We start from the raw sequence: 22,708 nt of genomic DNA, 5'->3' as shown, positions 1-22,708 counted from the left end.
CGGGGGCATTCGAGCACCCGAACGTCGGGCATGGGCGGCGCACACCAGGCGCTCGGGCTCGAATTTCGACGGAGGGTGCAGGGCGTGAGTGAACCCATGCGGGTCGTAGTCGTGAACCAGAGCGGGGGGCTGTACGGCATCGAACGCATGCTGCTGGCGCTGCTGCCGGTGCTGCGGGCTCGCGGCGTCGACGTCACCTTTCTGGCCTTGTGCCGAGAAGAAGACGAGGGGGGCGCGCTGGGGCGGCTCTTGCGCGAGCAGGGTATTCCCGTCCACTTCGTGCCCATAACGCGGTTCGTGGGCTTCGGGCCGCTGCGCCGCGTCGTCGCCACGCTGCGGGCAGGTGATCCGCACGTCGTGCACGTACATGGATACAAGGCCGCGACGGCGGTGGGGCTCGCCCGCCTGTTCTGGCGCCGGCCGGTCCTGGCCACGGTACACAGTGAGTCCGCGTCGTCCACCGATATGCGCGCCGCGATGCTCGCCGAAACGACGTTCTGCAGATCGTTCGAAAAGGTCATCGCGGTCTCGACGGGCGTGCTGCGCGATCTGCAGCAGCGGGGCGTTGCGCGCGATCGGCTTGCCATCATTCAAAATGGCATCGTGGATCGTTTTGCTGTGGTGTCAGCAGATCCGCGCGGCGAACGTGACCCCGCGCGCATCGTGGCGGTCGGCCGCCTGGTGCCTGTCAAGCGCTTTGCCGCCGCCATCCACTCCGTTGCCGCGCTCGTTCGACGGGGACACCCCTGCACGCTGCAGATCGTCGGTGATGGCCCACTGCGTCCAGAGCTGGAACGCCTCGCCGACGCGCTGGGCGTGTCCGCGCATGTCCAGTTTGTGGGGTTCGTCGATGACGTGACCCCGTTTCTCGCGGGCGCCTCGATCTTCGCCATGCCCTCCGCGAGCGAAGGAGCCCCCATGGCGCTCCTCGAGGCCATGGCGGCGGGGTGCGCGATCGTGGCGTCACGCGTGGGGGGGATCCCCGACATCATCCGGCACGAGGAGGACGCGCTCCTCATCGATCCCACGGACGAGACCACCTTGACGAGGGCCCTCGAACGGCTGCTGCTCGACGCGTCGCTGCGCGAGCGGTTCGGCACCAACGCGCGCCGTCGCTTCCTCGAAGAGTTCGAAGCACAGCGCATGACGGCCCGGTATGTGGATGCGTATTCCGCCGTGGCGGCCGGCGACGCGTAAGCGGGGGCCGACTATGTTTCCTCCAGCCATGCCCAGCCCGCCGCCCTCGACCGTATCCGCCGCCTCGTCGGCACCTTCCGCGCCTTCCGCGCGTGCCGCGCTCATCGCCCGTCTGCTGGACCCCAATGAGGTCATCGTGTTCGATGGCGCCATGGGGACGATGCTCTATGCCAAGGGCGTGTTCATCAATCAGTGCTACGATGAACTCGTGCTGCGTGCCCCGGATATGGTCCGCGAGGTGCACGCGGCATATGTGAAGGCCGGCGCCGAGGTCATCGAGACCAATACGTTCGGCGCCAATCGTGCCAAGCTCACGCACTACGGCCTCGAATCGCAGGTGGCGGACATCAACCGGCGGGCAGCCATCGTGGCGCGTGAGGCGGCAGGCGCGGAGCGTCTGGTGGCAGGTGCCGTTGGTCCGTTGGGGGTGCGGCTCGAGCCCTACGGCCCCACAAGTCGTGACGAGGCGCGTGCCATGTTCCGCGAGCAGATGCAGGCGCTCGCCGACGGCAGCGCCGACTGTTTCGTGTTGGAGACCTTTGCGGATCTCGAGGAGCTCGAACAGGCGATTCGTGCCGCCCGGGACGTCAACGCGGCGATGCCTGTCATTGCGCAGGCCACGGTGGGTCCCGAGTTGCGTACGGCCTACGGAGCCTCACCGGAAGACGTGGCGCGCGTGCTCGACAAATGGGGCGTGGATGTCATCGGGCTGAACTGCTCGGTTGGCCCGCAGACGATCCTCGAGGCCATCGAACGCATGGCCACCGTCACGAGCAGGAAGTTGAGCGCGCAGCCGAATGCCGGCATGCCGCGTGAGGTGGGGGGGCGCAGCATGTACATGGCCAGCCCGGAGTACATGGCGACCTATGCGCGTCATCTCATTCAGGCGGGCGCGAAGATTGTCGGCGGCTGCTGCGGCACCACCCCCGAGCACATCAAGGCCATGGTCGAGGGCGTGCGCCCTCTGGCGCCGCGGTCCCGAGTGACCGTCGGCTCCCCGGCCCACGACACCGGTTCGACGGCCGGGGTGGTCGGCCGTTCGCCGGCGCCGCTCGCGGAACGCTCGCGCCTGGGGGGCAAGCTGGCGGCGGGGACCTTTGTCACCAGTGTGGAGATTGTTCCGCCGCGCGGGGTGGATACCGCCAAGCTGGAATTGGACGCACAGGCACTGGCCCGCGCGGGCGTTGACGCCATCAACGTTCCGGATGGTCCGCGCGCCCAGAGCCGCATGGGCGCCATTGCCACCAGTCTCATCATCGAACGGCACGGGATCGAGGCCGTCACCCACTATGCCTGTCGAGACCGCAACCTCCTAGGTATGCTCAGCGACCTGCTGGGGGCCTCGGCCCTCGGCCTGCGGAACCTGTTGCTCGTCACCGGCGACCCACCAAAGATGGGACCGTATCCCGACGCGACGGCGGTCTTCGACATCGACGCCATCGGCCTCACCAACCTGGTGAGCCAGTTGAACCGCGGCCTCGACCCGGGACGCAATCCCATTGGCGAACCCACCCGCTTCGTGATCGGCGTTGGGGTCAATCCCGCCGCCATCGATCCGGAGCACGAGCTGCGCCGTTTCCACTGGAAAGTGGAAGCCGGTGCGGAGTATGCGATTACCCAACCGGTGTTCGATCCCGCGCAGCTCGAGGCGTTCCTGCGCCGCGTCGAGGGGCTGCGCATTCCGGTGATCGCCGGCATCTGGCCCCTCGTGAGCGCGCGCAACGCCGAGTTCCTGGCCAACGAGGTGCCGGGGGTCACCGTGCCCGACGCCGTGCTCGATCGCATGCGCCGCGCGAGTGCCGTGAGCAAGGAGCATGCAGTCGCGGAGGGGATCGCCATAGCCCGAGAGATGCTGGCCGGTGTGCGCGACGCAGTGCAGGGTGTTCAGGTCTCGGCACCGTTCGGCAAGGCCGAACTCGCGGTGGACGTCCTTGCATAACGCGTCACGCGCGACGCGGGCCATGGCGCGCACCGCTGGACGTGCGCGGGTTTCCAGGTAACGTCCCTCACCATGCTGCTACCGCTGGTCCGTTTTCTTGCTGAGGGAGTGTTCGCCTCATCGCTGGCAGGCCGAGCGATCGCCTCGGTCGCGGGCGCTCGCGGCGCCATTTTCTTCCTGCACCGCTTCGACTGCTTCCCCGGGCAGGAAGCCGGACACCGCGTCGAGGAACTGCGCGCGATTCTCGATGCCGTGCGACGCGTGGACATCGACATCGTCTCCGTGGACGAGGCCGTCCGCGTCGCCATCGGGCAATCACCGGCTCGCCGCAGCCGTCCCTTCGTCGCCTTTTCCGTCGACGACTGCTACTGGGACTTCACCTCCATTTGCCTGCCGATTTTTCGGGAGTTCGATGCCCCGGTGACGGGCTTCGTGTGCCCGGGACTCGTGGAGCAAAACGACTGGTTCTGGTGGGACAAGCTCTGGTATCTCACGTCGCGGGCCCGTCGCAGCGTAACCCTTGAGATCTCGGGGATCACATTCCATGTGCATCCGCTGTCGTCAGCGGAAGGGACGGAGGCACTCAACCGGCTCCGCGAAGGGCTGAAGGCGATCAGCCACGACCAGCGGATGCATGCCGTCCAGCGACTCGCGCTGGCCCTCGACATCGAGTTGCCCGCGGCACCGCCCGACGAGTTCACGCTCGCCTCGTTCGACGCGCTGCGCGCGGCCGAGTCGCCATTGGTGCAGTTCGGCGCACACACGATGACACATCCAGTTCTCGCCACCTGCAGCGATACCGAAGCGCGCTGGCAGATCGGGGAATCCATCAGCCGGGTGCGCGCCGCGTTCGTCCAGCCGTCGCGGGTGTTCTGCTATCCGAACGGCACACAGGCGGACTTCGGGCCGCGCGAAATGCGCATCCTCGACGACTGCGACGTGGCGGGCGCCATCACCACGCTCGGCGGCGCGCTGCTTCCCGGAAGTCATACCGAGCGGCGGTACGCCGTACCGCGCTTCACGCTTGGCGAGGAACCGGCGTTCGCCGTGCGGCGCATCCTGCTCGGCCGCTAACAGCGCGCGCACCGGCCGACGTCAGACGTTCACCTGCTCCAACGCCGGCACCGCTGCCTTGAGCGGCGTGCGCCGCGCCCATTCGAGATGCAGATCGATCGCCCGGCGCTGGTGCGATGGATCGGTGAGGATGTGGTCGGCCCCGCGCAGGTGACATTCCCGCAGGCAGCTGCCGAAGGGCACATCCCGGAACGCGCGCCGGTGCTGGCCCTCGTGATTGTAGAAGCCCAGCCCGTCGGTGAACACGTACAGCAGCTGCACCTGCCGCTTGGCGAGGACGCGGAGATCGGCGGCCAACGCATCGCGCGGCGGGATCTCCCGCACGTAGGTGGGCAGCTCGAAGGCCTCTTCATCCGGCAGCGCCTCACTCGCCACCGCCGCGGCCCGCCGCGCCAGGCGTCGGCGGATGAGTTCGGGCCACGTCCCGGGCGCCAACAGCTTGGGCGCGTAGTTGTGCCACCAGAAGCCCGGCGTGAGATGCGTGCGCGCGTCGATGGAGGCCATCGCCACCACGCGTGCATCGACCACCGCCGTCATGTGTGCCACGTCAGCCCCCGAGCAGAGACCAGCAAGCTGAAAGGTGTCCCACCCGCGTACCGTGGTCAGGTGATCCATGGCTTCGCGCGTTTCCGCCACCGCGCTCTCCTCGAAGCCGAGCGCATCACGACGCACATCGCTGTCGCCCAGGCCGCTCAGGTCAAAGCGCAAGGTCGGTACGCCCGCGGCCGCCAGCTGACGCGCCAGCGTCACGTAGAGCCGGCACGCTCCCACCTTGTGCAGAATACCGGAGTTGAGAAGGATCACCGGCGCGGCGACCGGCACCTCCCGACCGTCACCCGGTTCGGTCAGGATGCCGTTCAATGCTGCCGCCGTGCCAAACCGCACTACCTGCTCGACCATCGTCATCGTGCCCGGTTCTGGATCCAGTCCACAAGGAACCGGATCGCGTTCTGGGGAATCATCGCCGACCCCCAATTATCCACTTCGTCCCACCGCCCGGAAACGGGCACCACAGCGCGTTCGGTCGACGCCGTGCCGTTGCCAGACTCCAGTCCCAGGGCGTCAGCGGCCGTGTCGCCCTCGTCGGGAAGGACCACCAGCGTCTGCCCGCCATGGCGAAGCGGCCCCGGTGTCCGCAGGGACTGCAACTCGTCACGGAGGGCCGCCCCCACAGGAAATCCCATGGCATGCACGATACCCGCCGGGGTGCTGCGAGTCAGCGTCTGCGCTGCGCCACCGGCGGTGCCATCGTGCACCGATCCCGCCAAGGCATCGGCGTACGATGGCCCGTCGACGATGGGATCCCACAGAATGAGGTGCGACAGGTCTTCGGCCTCCTGCGCCGCGAGCGCGGCCACCGTGGCCCCCAGTCGAAGCCCCACGAGCGCGATCTCCGAGACATCCGCGGTGTCCCGCAATTCTTCCATGGCCAGCAGGGTATCGTCAACCGCTCCGCGCAGCGTGAAGGCATCGCCCTCGCCCCACGAATCCCCCGTGCCCCGGTAGTCGAAGCGGAAGACGTGATACCCGGCCTTGGCCAGCATCAGCGCCAGCTGACGGAACGCGCGGTGCGACCGCATGTACTCCTGCCCGAACGGCGCGCACAACACAACGCCCGTGCGGCGGCCGGAGCGCGCCTTGGGGGGATGGTACACGCCGTACAACGGGGCATCGGAGGAACCGAAGAAGAGCGCGTTCATGCGGGCACCCCCTCGGCGCGACGGGCACATTCCGCCGCGAGCTGTTCGAGCGTCTGCAGCACCATGTTGGCCTGATTCAGCCGGACCCCCACCGCGCGCTCGAGGCGCGTGATGGCGCGCACGGCAAGCAGCGAGTGTCCGCCGATGTCGAAGAAGTTGTCGTAAACACTGATCTGCTCGACGCCAAGCACATCGCGCCAGACGGCGGCAATGGCCTGCTCCATATCGGTCCGCGGCGGCACGACCTCGTCGTCGGCACCGAACGGATCGGGGAGTGCCTCGCGCCGAACCGTCCCGTCACCACTCGAGGGCATGGTGTCGAGCAGCAGGAACATCGACGGCACCAGGTGTGGCGGCAACGATTTCTTGAGCGCACGGCGCAACTCGGAAACGGTCGCACGGGCCCCTGCCGACAGCTGCACGTACGCGACGAGCCGCACGCTGCCTGTGCGATCGACGCGCGACACGACGGCCTGCTGCGCCACAGCCGGATGCTCCGCCAGCGTTGCTTCGATACGCTCCACGGGCACCTGCGGCGCCGACACCGGCGTCGCCTCACGCGGCGCTCGACGCGCGGGGGCCTCGCGCAGCCGATGCAGCAGCCCCTCGAGCGGGAAGGGGGAGACCAACAGGTGCGGATGCACTGCCCCCAGCGAAACGCCACGCAGGAAGGCCTCGCCTCCCTCTCGCGGCGCGATGGCCTCTGCGTACCAGGACGGCTCGTCCGCCTCGGGCGCTGCCGCGACCTCGCGGTCGAGATCAAGCGTACTGCGCCGACGTCGGCGGCGCGTGGAGTCGGGCGCCATGAGCTGCGCCTGATCGCGCACTCGCGTCATGAGGAAGTCGCTGATCTCCACCAGCACACGACCGTCGGCATCGGCCACCAGCACGTCGAACGAGGCCAGATCCGGATCGGCGCTGGCGTCGGTGCGGAGCGTGATATGGCTCCACAGGCGCGCGGAAAGCGGACCGTGGCAGCGGATCGCGCCATAGGACAACGGCACGAAGAAATCACGCGCGGCATCGAAGCCGTCGATAAGGCACTGCGCCCCGGCCGTGGCCATGTCCATCAGCGCCGGATGCAGCAGATAGTCGCGCAAGTCCGCCGTGTACGGGGCTGGCAATGCGAGCTCGAGGAGCGCCTGCCCGTGGCCCACGGACAGCGACTGCACATTGTGCCACCGGGGGCCGAACCGAAGGTGCGGATCATAGGCCACCGGGCGCGGTTGCAGCGCACCGTTCCGGCGCAACGCCTCGGCATCGAACGGCGCCCGGTCCTCTGACGGGAGGCACCGCGCACTCCCCATGACGTGCTCCTCCCACTGACCGCCGTCCTCGCCCGGCTCCACGCGGCCGGCGATCACGAACTGCGCCCGATCGTCGCGGGCGTCGATCGCCACCCGCAACTCACGCGGCGCGTCATCCGGCAACACGAACGGGGCAAAGAAGGCGACATCACGAAGCTCGAGCACGCGACCGGCACTCCAGGAGGCGAGTGCAGCGCGGGCGATCTCCAGGTATCCCGTTCCGGGGATCAGGGATGTGCCGTTCGCGAGGCGATGCTCGGCCATGATCCAGTGCTGCGCCGGATCGAGTTCCACGGCGAAGAGCGCGTCGGCGCCGGAGCGCAGCGTGCGGCCAAGAAGCGGATGAGACACGGACACAGGTCCGGCGCCGCGCGAGCGCGCCACCATGCCAGTATCGCGCCAGGCGCTCCAGGCAAGGGAGATCACCGGCCACGTGACATGCGCGGCCTCGCGGGCGCACCACGCATCGAGATACGCGTTGGCGGCAGCGTAGTCCACCTGACCGGGGAGTCCGGCCATGGCGCTCACGGAGCTGCAGCAAAGGAAGAAGTCGCGCGGCGTGGTCTCGGGCTGCGCCGCAAACGCCTCGGCGAGCGGCTGCACGGCGCGCACCTTCGGCGCCATGATCGCCTTCATGTCGGCGTCGCTCTTGAGTGCCAGCAGTCCGTCGGCAAGCACACCGGCCGCATGGATCACGCCGTGAACGGCGCCCCACGTCGTGATCAACGCCTGCATGGCGTCACGTACCTGCGCCGGGTCGGCGCAGTCTACCTGACGCACCTCGACCGACGCGCCCAACGCCTCCAGCCCCTGGATCGCCTGGCGGGTTGCCGGGCTGTCGTCCGTAAGCCCCCGACGCGACCAGAGGGACACGCGCACACGCGCTCCTGCGGCGAGCGTCCTGGCGAGGGTGAGGCCAATGCCTCCCAAGCCGCCGGTAATGACATAGCAGCCTCCGTCACGGGCAATGATCGGGGCCGCCTCGCCCGTCGCCCGCACCGACCGGAAGCCTCTGGCCCACCGGCGACCATACCGATACGCCACCACGGCGGCCGACGAACTCGCGGACACGTCGCCCGCGAGCGCCTCCACCAGCACCGGCGAGCAGTTGAGCGCCGTCGCGGCGTCGAGATCAATCACCTGCGCCCGCAATCCTTCGACTTCCGCCGGCAAGCCGAGTGCTGGCCCCATCGAGAGTGCCGCCGCGGGATCGTCGATATCGCCCCCGGTCACCGCCACCGCTCCACGGGTGACGACCCGCAGTTCGAGCGGGCCGCACTCGACGCGTGACATGGCCTGTCCCAATGCCGCCAGGGTGTCGAACGCCGCCGCTTCCATGTCCAGCACACCGGGCGCGCTCGCCCACGCATGCAGCAGATGCGACGGCGCGGCCTGCTGGCGCAGCGCCTCGGCCAGCAGCGTCTCCCATGCGTCGGCGCTGGTACTCGGCAGCGACACGGTGGCCGTACCAGTGAGGTCGGCGAGCGGCGCGGCGTCACCATGACGCACGCGCAGCACTGGCGTCCCACCGGAGGCAACGTGGGCCACCGCCGCCTCGAGCGCCGGAGGCAGCACATCACCGAGCACCCACAGACGTTTCACGGGCACGGCCTGCTCGAACGGGATCCGTTCCCATGTCGCCTCGTGAAACCACTGTCGCGTGTCGGCGGTGCGGTCCCCCGTCGATACACCAACGTCACCACCGGCCGGCGACGCAGTCGCCAGTGGCGCGGCCTCGCGCTGCTCGGGATCGGCTTCCACCCAGTACCGCTGTCGTTCCCACGGATACGTTGGCAACGGCACGCGGCACCCCGGCTCCTCACCAACCTGCAGTGGCCAGCGCACCTCCACACCGTGGCACCACAGGGTGCCCGCGGCACTGAGCAACGCTGGCAGCGGTTCCGATGCCTGCCGGTCGCTCGTCCCCGGCTGCGTGCTCAGCACGAGATGCCCCGCGCCACGTCCCGGATGCTGCTGCACCAGTTGGGTCATGGATCGTCCCGGACCCACCTCCAGCACGATGGCCTCGGGATCACGCAGGATGACGTCCAGCCCAGCGGTGTAATTCACCGTCTCCCGCAGATGACGTACCCAATAGCGCGGCGACGTGGCGTCGGCGGTGCTCATCCAGTCACCGCTGCGGTTGGACACGAAGCGAATCTCCGGTGCCCCGAAGCTCAAAGTGCGCAGGAACTGTTCGAATTCGTCGAGAATCGGATCGAGCAGCATGGAATGCGCTGCCACCGCAATGCGCACCCGGCGATACTCGAGTTCGGCTTCGCTCAAGCGCTGCTCGAGCTGTGCCAGCCCGCTCATCGGCCCGGAGGCGACGCACAACTCGGGGGCGTTCACGGCAGCGATCGACACTCCTTCAGGCAACAGCGGCGCCAGCCGGGCTGCGGCCACCGGGACTGACAGCATCCCGCCCGGCTGCACCTGCTCGAACAAGCGACCGCGCAGCGCCACCAGCCGCACCACATCGTGCAGCGAGAACACCCCGGCCAGATGCGCCGCCGCATACTCGCCCATGCTGTGGCCGATCATGGCGGTTGGCGTCACGCCCCACTGCATGAGCCGGCGGGCCATCGCAATCTGGGTGATGAGCAGTGCCGGCAAGCCCACCGAGGGGCGCTCGAGCGTGTCGCCAGCATCACTCGGTGCCAACGGCGCCAGCAGCACACGGCGAAGCTCGTCGGCGACACTGCGATCGAGGCTGTGCAGGGCCTCGTCGAAGACCTCGCGAAACACGGCATCATCGCGACAGAGCGCGCGCGCCATATCCGGATGCTGAGCTCCACCCCCGGCAAACTGGAAGACCAGCGCGCGCCGTCGTCCGCTCGCCACGCCACGCCCACGCCAGCTGCTCTCGGCATCTTCCAGATGGACGGCAGCACTGGCCGTATCGCGCGCCACCACGAACGCGCGATGCGGATGCGCCATGCGGCCGATCTGCAGCGTATGCGCCACGTCGGCCAACGCCACGTCGGGGTGCTCACGCAGATGGTCGGCCAGATTGATCGCCATGGTGTCGCAGGCGCTGGCACTGCGGGCCGACAAGGGCAGCAGCTGCCAGTGCGGCGTCACGACACGCGCTGCGCGGGCCGGTGGCTCCTCGAGCAGCACGTGGGCGTTCGTTCCCCCCACGCCGAGACTGCTGATCCCGGCCCGCCGGGGATGTCCCCGACGAACCCAGGTGGTGCGGTCGGCGACCACGCGGAAGGGCGTCCGCGCGAAATCGATGAGCGGATTGGGGGTACGGAAATGCAGGGTGGGCGGCAGCGTCCCGTGCTGCATGGACAGCAGCACCTTGAGCACGCCAGCAACGCCAGCCGCCGTGTCGAGATGACCAATGTTCGACTTGACGGACCCGAGGCCACAGAACGCCGTGGCGTCCGTGCTGCGACGGAACGCCTGCGTGAGCGCTTCCACCTCGATCGGGTCTCCGACCCGTGTGCCCGTACCGTGTGCCTCGACGTAGTCGATCGTGTCCGCGGGGACGCCGGCAACGGCGATCGCCTCGGCAATTGCATCGGCCTGTCCGTCCACACTGGGCGCCAGATATCCGATCTTCCCCGCCCCATCGTTGTTGATGGCCGATCCGCGGATGACGCCGAGAATATGGTCGCCGTCGTCCAGCGCGTCCTGCAGACGCCGCAGGACCACCACGCCGGCACCGCTGCCGAACACCGTGCCCGCCGAGTCGGCATCGAACGGACGGCAATGCCCGTCCGGCGAGAGAATCTCGTTCTCCTTGAACACGTACCCTGCCGTGTTCGGCAACTCGATGGTCACGCCACCGGCTAGCGCAACGTCCGTCTCTCCCGCGAGCAGCGCCTGCGCGGCCATGTGCATCGCGACGAGCGACGTCGAGCAGGCGGTCTGCACGTTCACACTCGGCCCACGCAGGTCGAGCTCGTAGGACACCCGCGTCGACAGGAAGTCCTTGTCATTCCCCGTGTGGCGGAGCAGGAACATCCCGACATCGTCGCACAACGCCCGGTTGCGCAGCAGGACCTGCTGGAACCAGCTCCCCATGCCCACACCGGCGAAAACGCCAACGCGCCCCGGCGCCTGGTCGGGCGCGATCCCGGCGTTCTCCAGCGCCTCGTACGCGCACTCGAGAAACAGCCGATGCTGGGGATCCATGATTGCCGCGTCCTTCGGGCTGAATCCCCAGAAGCGCGCGTCCCACCACCCGATGTCATCGAGCACGGCGCCGCGCGGCACGAAGTTCGGTGCGGCGCGTACCGACGCCGGTACACCAGCCGCGTCCAGCTCCTCGTCGCTGAGCAGCCGAATGGCCTCGCGCCCCTCATTGAGCAGCGTCCAGAACTCATCGAGCGTGCGTGCACCGGGAAACCTCCCCGCCGCACCCACGATGGCAATTTCAGTGCCCTGCCACGTGGCGTCCGTCAAATCGGTCATCGAGAGTGGGCGCTGACGCCCGGCATCTGTGAAGAAATCATCGGCTGCGACGGCCGAGGCGATTCTGGGCGAGCGCCAGACGACGCGCTGCACGGCCTTCGGCCGAGTGTGCGCTGGCGTCTGCCGCACCGTCGCCGACGTCCTCAAGAGAATCGGGGACCGCCAGCTCCGGAACTCGCGACGGCGTTTTCGCGGCCTGCGGCGCGAGGTGCGCCGCGATGGTGCTGATGGTGGCAAACCGGAACAGGTCCGTGACCGGGAACGATTGCCCCAGATGGGCCTGCAACCGCTGGTGTACCTGTACCACCAGCAGGGAGTGTCCGCCGAGATCGAAGAAGTTGTCGTGCATCCCCGTGACCGGCAATCGCAGCACGTCCTGCCAGATGCCGGCGATGGCCTGCTCGAGCTGTCGCACGGTCTCGGCCGCTACGGCAACCGAGGGCGCACGAGTCGGAATGCTCCGCGCGGCGGGCATGCTGGACACAGGAGGTGCCACGCGGTCCGCCGTCACCCCCTCATCGGCCCGCGGCGCACTCGCCAGAGCCGCGCGATCGATCTTGAGATTCGGAGTGCGCGGCATATCGCGCAGCACCACGAAGCGCGTGGGCACCATGAAGTCGGGGAGCACCTGCAGCAGCCGCCGCCGCAACGCGGCCGTATCGATCGGGATCAGCTCGCGGCGCGTCAGATATGCCACCAGTCGTGGATCACCGTCGGCCACCTGGTCGGCAATGACCACCACTTCCTGCACCGCCGCGTCATCGGCCAGTCGGGCCTCGATTTCACCGAGTTCGATCCGATACCCGCGAATCTTCACCTGGTGATCGAGGCGTCCAAGGAAGTGCAACTCTCCGTCGCGCCACTCCACCAGATCACCTGTACGGTACCAACGCGTGCCTTCCGCGTCGGTGACGAATCGTTCGGCGGTGAGGGTCGGCCGATCCAGGTAGCCGCGCGTCACCCCCTCTCCGCCGATCCACAGTTCCCCAGCCATGCCCTGCGGGAGCAGGCGCCCCGATCGCGGATCGACGATGCGCAGCTGCGTATTCGCGATGGCATGGCCGAGCGCCACGGCGCCGGCACGGCCGTCGACGCGCCCCACGGAGGACCAGACGGTGGTTTCGGTGGGACCGTACATGTTGAACAGGGCACGCGGGCCTGCGGCCATCAAGTCTCTCGCCAATGCCGCGGACAACGCCTCGCCACCTACGCAGAGCACCTGCAGCTGTCCCAAGGCCTCCCGATGCCCCGGCGTTTCGAGCATCAGACGGGCCATGGAAGGCGTGCACTGGAAGTGGGTCACACCGTGCCGAGCAATGAGGGTCGCCAGATCGCTCTCCGGCGCCACGGTGCGCGCGCTGCCGGGGAATCGCCGGATCGCCTGTGACTTCAACTCCGCCAGCTGCGGGAGGTGGTTGAGGACCACGTCGGTGGGCAGGCCGAAGTCCACGAGGCAGGCGATTTCGTCCACGTCGCAGCTCCGCATGCGCCCCACCATGGCCATGGCGCTCTCGACGGTGCCGAACAGCGCGCTGGTGGTGAAGTACCGCTCGAACGAGAACTCGAGCAGCGCGTTCATCTCCGCCTCGTTCAGCGCCGAGAAATCCACGTCGCTGCCGTCCGATCCGGGCCGTTGGCGCAGCGTAGGGAATACGCCCGCGTACTGCTTGATGAGACTGACCGACGTCCGCAGGTAGGCGATCATCGACTCGCGCACCGTATCGCGCACCTGCTCGTCGTCGGCGCCGATGAAGGTGTGCACCATCAGGGTGACACGCCCAACCCCGGCATGGCCCGCCGCCCGCCACGCCTCGCGATAGGCGGCGATCTTGGGGGTCAGTTCCTCCAGTGACTGGCCGAGCAGATGCGTGAGCAGATTGGCGCCAACGCGACCCGCCTGCGCAAAGGTCTCGGGATTTCCGGCGGTCGTGACCCATACCGGAAGGCGCGGCTGCACGGGGCGAGGCAGGGTACGGACTTCCACCGGGCCATGGGGTCCGGGGAAGGTGACCGCCTCGCCGCGCCACAGCTGTTGGACCAACTCGATCTCGCGGAACATGTTCTGCTTCGCGTCGGCGTACGCCTCCGGGCGGAACACGAAGTCGTTGGGCTGCCAACCAGCCGCGATCGACACGCCCACGCGCCCAGCTGACAGGTTGTCCACCACCGCCCAGTCTTCGGCAACCCGGGCGGGGTGATGCAAGGGCAGCACGCAGCTGCCCGCACGAATCCCCACGTTGGTGGTAATGGCGGCAATGGCCGCACTGGTCACCACGGGATTGGGATACAACCCGCCGAACGCGTGGAAATGGCGTTCCGGCGTCCACACGGCTTCAAATCCGTGGGCATCGGCGAAGCGCGCGCCCTCCATGAGCAGGCGATACTTCTCGCGCCCCTCACCCTGTTCGTCGGCGGAGAAGTAGAACAGGGAGAATCCGAGGCCGTTGGCCGTCATGGGCGCTGCCTCCACCGCACCGGGTCGATCGGGAGCGACAACCACGGTGAAGCCTCGCGACAGCGTCCAGAACAACTCGAGAACCGAGATGTCGAAGGACACACTGGTCACCGCGAGCCACACGCCCGGAGTGGTGCCCAGCGCGCGATCCATGCCGGCGAAGAAGTTGCTCACCTGCCGGTGCTCAACCATGACGCCCTTGGGGCGACCGGTGGATCCCGATGTGTAAATCACGTAGGCGAGGTGCTCGGGACGCACGTCGTCGCGAAGGACGGCGCCCGGCAACGGGGTGAGGCCCTCCATGTCGAGGCGCGTGAGCGACGGCAGCTCGCCAGGCAGCGCCAGCCCCGCCTGCGTCAGCAGAATACGCGCGCCACAATCCTCCAGCATGAGCCGACGGCGCTCGGCGGGATAGCGCGGATCGATCGGGACGTAGGCCGCACCGGCTCGCAGGACACCGAGTAGCGCCACCACCAGATCCATCGACCGTTCGGCCATCACCGCGACGCGCTCGTCCGGGTGCACACCACGCGCCTGCAGGTGGCACGCCACGATATCGGCGCGCTCCTGCAAGGCGGCAAAGGTGAGAGACTGATCACCGAAGTGAAGCGCGACACGATCCGGCGTCTCGAGTGCTTGCCGGCGCACTGCGTCGGCGATCGTGCGAGGCGCCGCGTCGTCGGTCGGACCGCATCCCCAGCCCTCGATCAGCTGGCGCTCACGCTCCGAAAGGATGGACAGATCAGCGACCCGTGTCGTGGGGTCACCGCGCCGCTGCCCGACCAGTGCCATCAGCCGGTCGTGCCACGTCAGGAGATCGTCCACGGACCACGTGCCGTTCGGCGATGCCCAGCGCACCGCCGAGCCATCGGCGGTCACCTGCACCACGAGGCTGGCGCCTACCGGGGGAGCCGGCCACTCGCCGTCCGTGAGGCGTTGCACCACCACGTCGCACGATCGCTCCGTGCCACCCAGTGCGGGGTAGCGCAGAAAGATGGACCGTTGATGCGGACCGTCCTGCTCCGCGCGTGTGCAGCATGCCACGAGGGTGCTGAGTGCCTCGGCGACCGTCAGCGTCTCATCGACGGCAACCTCGAGTGGCACCACTGGCGCGAGCAGGCCCACACCACCGCGCGCATTGTGCGCCAGGGCCGTGCACGTGTATCCGAGTCCGCTCCCCGACATCGCTCCGCGCGCAAACAGCAGCATGACCACGGCCGCGAGCGCATCGTCAGCGGCCGGAAGCCCCAGCACAGCGGTGGTCGTCGCCTGCTGGTTGCCATGTCCGCTGGAGAGCACCAGAGGCTGATACGCTTCCCAAGTCCGTACCCAGTTCGCCTCGTGCTTCGCGCTTTGCGCCAGTACGGCCGCGGTGGCGGGCAGCGCCGGAAACGGCGGCAGCATATCGCCTGCAGCGAGCCCCGCCTCAGCGCACAGCGCATCCGCGCGACACGCGCGGCCGTCGAGATGACGCAAGTCCGACAGCATCACGGCCTGGTCGGCAACGCGCAGCACCAGTGATGCACTGCTCACGGCGAGAAGCTGCCCGGGCTCACCGGCCCCATCGTGCGGGACCGGCTGCACCGCCCCTACCACGACCGGCGTTCCCAACCAGACCCACGGCAGGACGAACGGGTTCGGATACGGTCCCGTATCCGCCGCCCGCAAGGCACGCTCCCAGTCACCGGCCGTTTGCCCCGGCAGCAGGCGGCCAAGATCGCGCGGCCGATCGGCGCGACCATGATGGGTCGCGGGATCGGGGGCCTCCGCGGGAGATCCGACGACGTCTCCTTGCTCAAGCCGCGAGACGAGCTCCGAGAACCCGTCCAGCGCCGCCGCCCAGCAGCGCGCGTTGAGCGTGAGGGCCGTATCGGTCTCCTCGATGGGGAAGTTGCGTCGTACCAGCACCGCGCCGCCGTCGAGCACCGTGGTCATCCGGTGCCAAACCACACCGTGCGTGCGCTCGCCCGCATGCAGCGCCCACGCCGCCGCCTGGAGGCCGCCGTATCGCGGCAGCGGGCCGTCGTGAAAGTTCACGGCGCCGCGGGCCGCCCGCGCCAGAACGTGATCGGGGATCGGCCTCAGGTGCGTGATGGAGAGCAGCCAGTCAAAAGCGAGCGTATCGGCGGCGGCATCAAGGTCGGCAACCCCAAAGACGGGGATACCGGCCTCTCCCGCCCACGCGCGGACAGCGGCGGCGTCGCTGACGACGCCCGACACGTGCCAATGTCGGGCCCGCAGGACCTCGCCGCATTGAATGACCAACGATTCGCTGCCGATCAGCAGAGCGCGCATGGATAATCGTTTCGTTTCGGGCGGTACAGGCAGAGTGTCTCGGCCCCGCCACATGTGGGACGGGGTACCCAGTCAGACGAATGAACCTGTTCGAAGCATACAAGCCCACCCCCCCCCGCGCCCTGACCCTGGCGGACCATCTTTGGCCTGATGGCGAGGCTAGTCGACGCGTGTCACACGCACGCGGGCGGTGCCGCGAGCATCGGACTGCAGCATCACGCGCTGCGTTCCCGAGCCGATACCGTGCAGGACGGCGAACGCGGCGGTGTAGCCCCGCACCGTACCGGTGTGTTCCCAAATGCCCGCTTCGAGAAGCGTCGCGCGCAGCGGCGCACCGCGAAACACCCCGGGGAACATGGCGGCCAGCCCTTCCCAGACGCTCCCGCTGTCCCAGCTGCGGAGGACACCCGCAGTGCGGCGCGTATCGGCGTCGACCTGATCGGCCATCCACTGATCGAGCATGTCGGCGGGCGATTTCCCGGACACACTGGTGAGCGCGGCGATCCCCACACCGGCATCGCCACGTACCAGTGCGCGCATCTGACGAGCTTCGTCGCCGCGCGTGGCGTCCAGCACCGAACGCACCAGAGACCAGGCGCTGGCGTACGGGGTGGCGTCGGCAGGGGAAACGGGACCCAGCGGCGACAGAGCGGCCGGATTCCGCAGGAACTGGTGCAGTGCCGCGAAATGCGTGTACATCATGAGCGGGCGATCGTCACACCAGACGAGTTCGCAGTGCACGCTCGACGCGAAGGTCGTCCGCCCCAGCCACTGGCCCCCCCCGCGGAAAGTGCGTGAGTACAGCTCCTCCGCCAGACGCGCCGTGGCCTCTTCCAGCCACGGCTCTTCAAAGTGCCGGCCGCGGGAGAGGCGCTCCGCGAAGCTGGCCAGATGCTTCGTTTCGTGCACCAGCGTCGAGCGGAGCGCGCGCATCCAATCCGCCGGAGACTCGCCGTTGCCGGGTACCCGGATGTACATCACTTCGTCGGCACTGCTTCCGCTCATGATGCTGCGCGGGTACAGGTTGCACGCATTCACGAACGCCGCCGTGCCCGGCATGCCCGTGTTCACCACCGGGGTGAAGAGCAGCGTCACGCGGCCATCACCATCGAGAGCGGCGTTGCGCGCCAGCGGATTGCCCAGCTGCTGCTGCACGAGCGGCAACATCACGCGCTCGTACTCGTCGCCGATGCGCGCGAACCACTCGTCCATACGACCGGCATGCTGGGCCGAGACATCTTCCAGCAGCACGGCCGTGGGGCCGGCGTACACCACGCGGGCCTGCACCGGCTGGGCCGCAGCGCAGCTTCCGGTTGCTACCCGTTGATTCACCATCTCGCCCACCTGCCAGCGGAGCGCGGTACCCGACGCTCCCTTGGCTGGAGACGTACCGGCGGCCGCGGCGTGAGCAGGCGCGGTGGCCATTGCCGTGGGGAGGGCCCGTGCGTCGAGCCGCGCCAGATGGCGAACCATGGCCTCCTGCTCCGTGTCCGCCGCGCGCCCCATAAAGGCAGGCGCCAAGCTGGCTGCCGGGACCGCGTGGCCTGCGGTCGCTGCGGGGAGGCGCTGCACCGAGCCGTCCGCGAGGACCGTCCCCTTTCGGTGGGCCAGCGCCCCTCGTCCGATGCCGGAAAGCGTGAAGCCGGCCACGTGTGCGGCATCGGCAACCGGGTTCATGACCGTAAACACAAAGCGGGCCGAGTCGGCCGCCGCGCCGTCGACATCCAGACAGAGCGCATGACCTGCCATCGGGGCGATCAGCGAACCGCCCACCGGCAGATCGACACGCAGCGCCGGGGACACGGCAACCTCGCCGCGGAAGGCCCAACCCGGTCCCGTCATCATGACGGACACCGTGGCGGCGTCGCAGGAAGCCGAGGTGCCAGGCATGCGCATCCACACGCGGTCGGCGGCGACGGAGTCCACGGCGACCGGCGTCCCGTCTACCGTGACGTGGAACGCCTCGGGCGCCAACGCCAGTCGCTCGCCGCGGAAGGCCACGGGTGCACCAGCCTGCACCGTGTCGGTGGCGAGCTGCAGCTGCCTGACGCTTGCAGGGGGCGCAATCGGCTCCGCCACAGGCATCTGTAGGGTGTCACCGTTGCACCCCTGCAACACTCCCAAAAGCGATGCCAGCCGCACGAAGACGGAAGTGCACACCCCCCGATCGCCGACTCGGCTGTAAACGCTTGTGGTGAAGTTACTTGGCATGTTTCCGGCGACCGTTACCGAGGTGGCATCTCTGTCACTCGCTTGCCTCCCGGGGCAACTCGCGTGCCGATTTCGGCCATTCCAGCCACCGGTGGCGCGGTCACCTTTCTCCCGCCTCACCCGCACCTTAGATCATTACCCGTCCGCTTCGTGCGTCCTCCCAGCCCATTCCGCCACCCACCATGAGTCCCACCGCCGCCGAACCCTCCCATCGCCCGCTGACCATCCTGTCCGAGGAGGAGGAGCTTTTTCGCTCCGCCGTGGCCGAGTTGGCGCAGTCCGACGTCGCGCCGCGCGTTCGGGCCATGGAGGAGGCCGGCAAGCTCGATCCCGTCCTTACCGCCAAGTTCTTCGAGCTCGGACTCATGGGCATCGAGTTGCCCGAGCAGTACGGCGGCGCCGGCGGGTCGCTCATGATGGTCACCCTCGCCGTGGAAGAGCTGAGCAAGGTGGACGCGTCGGCGGCCATTCAGGTGGACGTGCAGAACACGCTCGTCAACTATCCGCTGCACCGGTACGGCAATGAGGAGCAGCGCGCGCGCATCCTCCCGCGCATGACGGCCGACACGATTGGCGCCTACGCCCTCTCCGAACCCGGCTCGGGCTCGGACGCCTTTGGCCTCGCCACGCGCGCCACGCGGGCCGACGGCGGGTGGACGCTCGATGGGAGCAAGGCGTGGATCACCAATGGTGGGGAAGCCAGCGTGTTCGTCGTGTTTGCCAACACCCGGCCCGATATGGGCTACAAGGGGATCACGGCGTTCATCGTGGAGAAGGGCACGCCCGGCTTTTCGGTGGGCAAGAAAGAGGACAAGCTGGGTATTCGTGCGTCCAGCACCACGAGCCTCCACTTCGAAAATGTCTTCGTGTCCGATGCGAACGTGCTCGGTGACGTCGGAGCGGGATACAAGATCGCCATCGAGACGCTGAACGAGGGACGTATTGGCATCGGCGCGCAAATGCTCGGGGTGGCGCAGGGGGCACTGCAGGCGGCCATCGGGCACCTGAAGGAGCGCAAGCAGTTCGGCAAGGCGCTCACGGAGTTCCAGGGGATCCAGTTCCAGGTGGCGCAGGCGGCCACCGAACTCGAAGCCGCGCGCCTCATGGTGTACAACGCGGCACGCCTCAAGGATGCCGGCCGCGACATTGCGCGCGAGGGCGCCATGGCCAAGCTGTACGCCTCGCAGATGTGTGAGCGCGTGACGAGCCTGTGCGTGGAGCTGTTTGGCGGGTACGGCTATACGCGGGAGTATCCCGCGGAAAAGTTCTACCGCGACGCCAAGATCGGCACCATCTATGAAGGCACGAGCAACATGCAGCTGCAGACGATCGCGAAGGCCGTGCTCCGGTAGCCCGGATCTTCCGTTTCCCCATGCGCACGCGACGCGCATCGATGGCGCTGTTCCTCGGCGCTGTCGGTGTGATCGCCCTCGTCACGCTGGTACCGGCCAACGGCGTGCCCGCCGCGCGCATGCCGCGCGCGTGGTGCCTGGTCTGCGGTCCCTCCTGGCTGGCCGACGCCGTCGCCAACGTGGCGCTCTTCCTGCCCCTCGGCGCCGCCGTGTCCGTGGGGCGGATGCGCGCCCGTACGGCGCTGCTCATGGGGGCCGCCCTGTCGTTGACAGTCGAGCTCGTGCAGTGGAGTGGCATCGTCGGCGCACGTTCACCGGCCGTGGCCGACCTCGTCACGAACAGCCTGGGCGCCGTCGCGGGGTGGGGATTGTCGCAGCGGGCGCGCGCCACACGCTGGCGCTCCGCCGCAGTCGCCCGCCGTCTCGCCAACGGCTGGGGCGCCGTGGTGCTCCTCGTACTTGCCGGTACGAGCCTGGCGGTGCAGCCGGCTGCCCCGTGGCCCCCCGCGACCGAGACGGTCACCCGCCCCAGCGGATTCAGCTATTCACCGGCGTTCGGGTATTTCGGAGGCGAGATCACGCGGGTGTCGATCAACGACCAGCGCCTCCCGCATCCGGGATACGGTCCGTTGGTCCGAGAGGTCGCGGTCCTTGGCGACACGCTTCGGCTGGAGCTGCAGCTTCGTCGACTCGAACCGGCCCTGACGCGCCGATCCATCGTCTTTCTGCATGCCGCTGGCGACAGCACGCCAACATTCATGCTCGCGCAGCATGGTTCGCGTGTCGAAGTGCGTCGTCGGATCCGGGCGGAGGCGGCCGGATTCACCCCCCTCATGCTGGTCCACGAAACCGGTTCGTGGCGTCCCGACGAGCCGGTGCGAATCGCCGCGGCGAGTTCGTCGCGGGAGCTGGCGGTGACGGTGCAGCGGCATAACCGCGTTTCGACGAGCGTGTGGGCGTTGACCCCGCTGGTTGGATGGGCGCTGTGGCAATCGGTCGTGGCCCCCGGCAGCATAGATGCGCGCCTCGTGCAGGGCTGCTGGACCATCGCGTTGTTCCTCCCAGTGGGCTGGCTGGTCGCGGGCGCGCGCATGACGCCAGCTGCCCGAGGCGTGATCGCGACACTGGCCTGGCCCACCGCGTTGACCTTGGCGCTTTTGGGGCTTCCGGCCGCCACGGGCATCCATCCCGTTCGCCTCACCGACTGGCTGCTGGTCATCGGGGCCTTCGGCGTAGGAGCGTTACTGCGCCGCGACACGGCGCGCCTCTGGTCCAGCGGTCGCGCCGGATAGATTGGCCGCGGGTCATCCACTTCGCTTTCTGGGGGCACTGCCATGCACATTGCCATGATCGGGACCGGCTACGTAGGCCTGGTGTCGGGGGCATGCTTCGCCGAGTTCGGCTCCACCGTCACCTGCGTGGACATGAACCCGGAGAAGATCGAACAGCTTGGCCGCGGTGAGATCCCCATTTACGAGCCCGGCCTCGATGACCTCGTCGAGCGGGGGATGCGGAGCGGGCGCTTGCGCTTCACCACGGATCTCCCGGGGGCCGTAGCGGAGGCGGACGCCGTGTTTCTCGCGGTCGGCACGCCGAGCCGGCGCGGTGATGGCCACGCGGATCTGCGATTCGTGGAAGCGGCCGCCATGGACGTGGCGCGCGCCCTGACCGGCTACACGGTCATCGTCACCAAGAGCACGGTGCCGGTGGGCACGGGACGTCGCGTGGCGGCGCTCGTGCGCGAAACGAATCCCGACGCCACGTTCGATGTGGCGTCGAACCCCGAGTTTCTGCGCGAAGGATCGGCCATTGCCGATTTCATGCGCCCCGACCGGGTCGTGATCGGCTGCGAAACCGACCGTGCCCGCGCGGTGCTGCGCGAGCTCTATCGACCGCTGTTTCTCATGGAGACGCCGATCGTGATGACGAGCCTCGAGACGGCAGAGCTCACCAAGTACGCGGCGAATGCGTTCCTCGCCACCAAGATCACGTTCATCAACGAAATCGCCGACCTGTGCGAGAAGCTGGGCGCCGATGTGCAGGACGTGGCCCGCGGCATGGGGCTCGACGGCCGGATCGGCAAGAAGTTTCTGCACGCCGGGCCGGGATACGGGGGCAGTTGCTTCCCCAAGGACACGCTCGCGCTCGCGCGCACGGCGCAGGATGTCGGCTCGCCGGTGCGGCTCGTGGAAACGGTGGTGCAGATCAACGATCGCCGGAAGGGGGCCATGGCCGGCCGCATCATGGCGGCGTGCGGCGGAAGCGTCCGGGGGAAGACGATTGCCGTGCTGGGCGTGGCCTTCAAGCCCAACACCGACGACATGCGTGATGCGCCGAGCCTGTCGATCGTGCCGGCGCTGCAGGACGCCGGTGCGCATGTGCAGGCGTTCGACCCGGCAGCCATGCACGAAGGCAAGTCGCTGTTACCGGGGGTAGCGTGGTGCAGCGACCCGTATGCGGCGGCGTCCGGTGCCCACGCCGTCGCGCTGCTGACCGAGTGGAACGAATTCCGAGGGCTCGACCTCGAGCGCCTGGGCAGCGTGATGGCGCAGCGGGTCTTCGTGGACCTGCGGAATGTGTACCGGCCAGAGGTGGTGAGGGGGCTGGGGTTCGCGTACTCGAGTGTGGGGCGGCCGTAGGGGGAACTGCGACGGCGTAAGGAGTGAGGGGTTGCCTCCGAACCGAAAAGCGATGTCCAGTCAGGTGGCAACCCTTCACTCCTTCCGCCCTTCCACGCCCGAAAGGCGCCTCCC

11 protein-coding genes are annotated in these 22,708 nt (G+C 68.4%); 6 read left to right on the top strand and 5 right to left on the bottom strand.

The window, feature by feature from the left end:
* Positions 1–84: 84 nt before the first annotated feature.
* From O9271_RS05690 to O9271_RS05680, 3 genes are all read left to right on the top strand, one after another.
* Entirely contained in the window at positions 85–1,197 is a 1,113-nt protein-coding gene (locus O9271_RS05690) for a glycosyltransferase (protein WP_298266974.1), read from the top strand.
* 28 nt (positions 1,198–1,225) lie between these two features.
* On the top strand, positions 1,226–3,136 hold the full coding sequence (locus O9271_RS05685; RefSeq protein WP_298266971.1) for a bifunctional homocysteine S-methyltransferase/methylenetetrahydrofolate reductase: 1,911 nt from the start codon (positions 1,226–1,228) through the stop codon (positions 3,134–3,136).
* A gap of 72 nt (positions 3,137–3,208) precedes the next feature.
* Positions 3,209–4,210: a polysaccharide deacetylase family protein gene (locus O9271_RS05680; protein WP_298266969.1), complete on the top strand. Its 1,002-nt coding sequence runs from the start codon at positions 3,209–3,211 to the stop codon at positions 4,208–4,210.
* 21 nt (positions 4,211–4,231) lie between these two features.
* On the opposite strand, the gene O9271_RS05675 is transcribed toward O9271_RS05680, so the two are convergent.
* From O9271_RS05675 to O9271_RS05655, 5 genes are all read right to left on the bottom strand, one after another.
* Positions 4,232–5,116 carry a hypothetical protein gene (locus tag O9271_RS05675; protein WP_298266967.1) on the bottom strand — a complete coding sequence of 295 codons (885 nt, stop codon included), beginning with the start codon at positions 5,114–5,116 and terminating at the stop codon, positions 4,232–4,234.
* Complete coding sequence (locus O9271_RS05670; RefSeq protein WP_298266965.1) at positions 5,113–5,910, bottom strand: alpha/beta fold hydrolase; 798 nt, start codon at positions 5,908–5,910, stop codon at positions 5,113–5,115. Before O9271_RS05670 ends, O9271_RS05675 begins: the two co-directional genes overlap by 4 nt.
* Positions 5,907–11,642: a type I polyketide synthase gene (locus tag O9271_RS05665; protein ID WP_298266961.1), complete on the bottom strand. Its 5,736-nt coding sequence runs from the start codon at positions 11,640–11,642 to the stop codon at positions 5,907–5,909. Before O9271_RS05665 ends, O9271_RS05670 begins: the two co-directional genes overlap by 4 nt.
* Positions 11,643–11,679: 37 nt before the next feature.
* Positions 11,680–16,392, bottom strand: a complete 4,713-nt coding sequence (locus O9271_RS05660; protein WP_298266959.1) for a MupA/Atu3671 family FMN-dependent luciferase-like monooxygenase — start codon at positions 16,390–16,392, stop codon at positions 11,680–11,682.
* Positions 16,393–16,551: 159 nt separating this feature from the next.
* Positions 16,552–18,477: a hypothetical protein gene (locus O9271_RS05655; protein WP_298266956.1), complete on the bottom strand. Its 1,926-nt coding sequence runs from the start codon at positions 18,475–18,477 to the stop codon at positions 16,552–16,554.
* A 308-nt stretch (positions 18,478–18,785) separates the two neighbouring features.
* Here O9271_RS05655 and O9271_RS05650 point away from each other — a divergent pair, with 308 nt between their 5' ends.
* From O9271_RS05650 to O9271_RS05640, 3 genes are read left to right on the top strand one after another with little or no spacing between them, the layout of a single operon-like run.
* On the top strand, positions 18,786–19,955 hold the full coding sequence (locus O9271_RS05650) for an acyl-CoA dehydrogenase (protein ID WP_298266954.1): 1,170 nt from the start codon (positions 18,786–18,788) through the stop codon (positions 19,953–19,955).
* Positions 19,956–19,975: 20 nt separating this feature from the next.
* On the top strand, positions 19,976–21,247 hold the full coding sequence (locus O9271_RS05645) for a VanZ family protein (RefSeq protein WP_298266952.1): 1,272 nt from the start codon (positions 19,976–19,978) through the stop codon (positions 21,245–21,247).
* A 42-nt stretch (positions 21,248–21,289) separates the two neighbouring features.
* Positions 21,290–22,594: a UDP-glucose/GDP-mannose dehydrogenase family protein gene (locus O9271_RS05640; protein ID WP_298266949.1), complete on the top strand. Its 1,305-nt coding sequence runs from the start codon at positions 21,290–21,292 to the stop codon at positions 22,592–22,594.
* Positions 22,595–22,708 lie beyond the last annotated feature (114 nt).

This window comes from Gemmatimonas sp. (assembly GCF_027531815.1).
Lineage (GTDB): Bacteria > Gemmatimonadota > Gemmatimonadetes > Gemmatimonadales > Gemmatimonadaceae > Gemmatimonas.
Note: the sequence above shows the minus strand (reverse complement) of the source record. Positions and strands in the feature narration are given on the sequence as shown.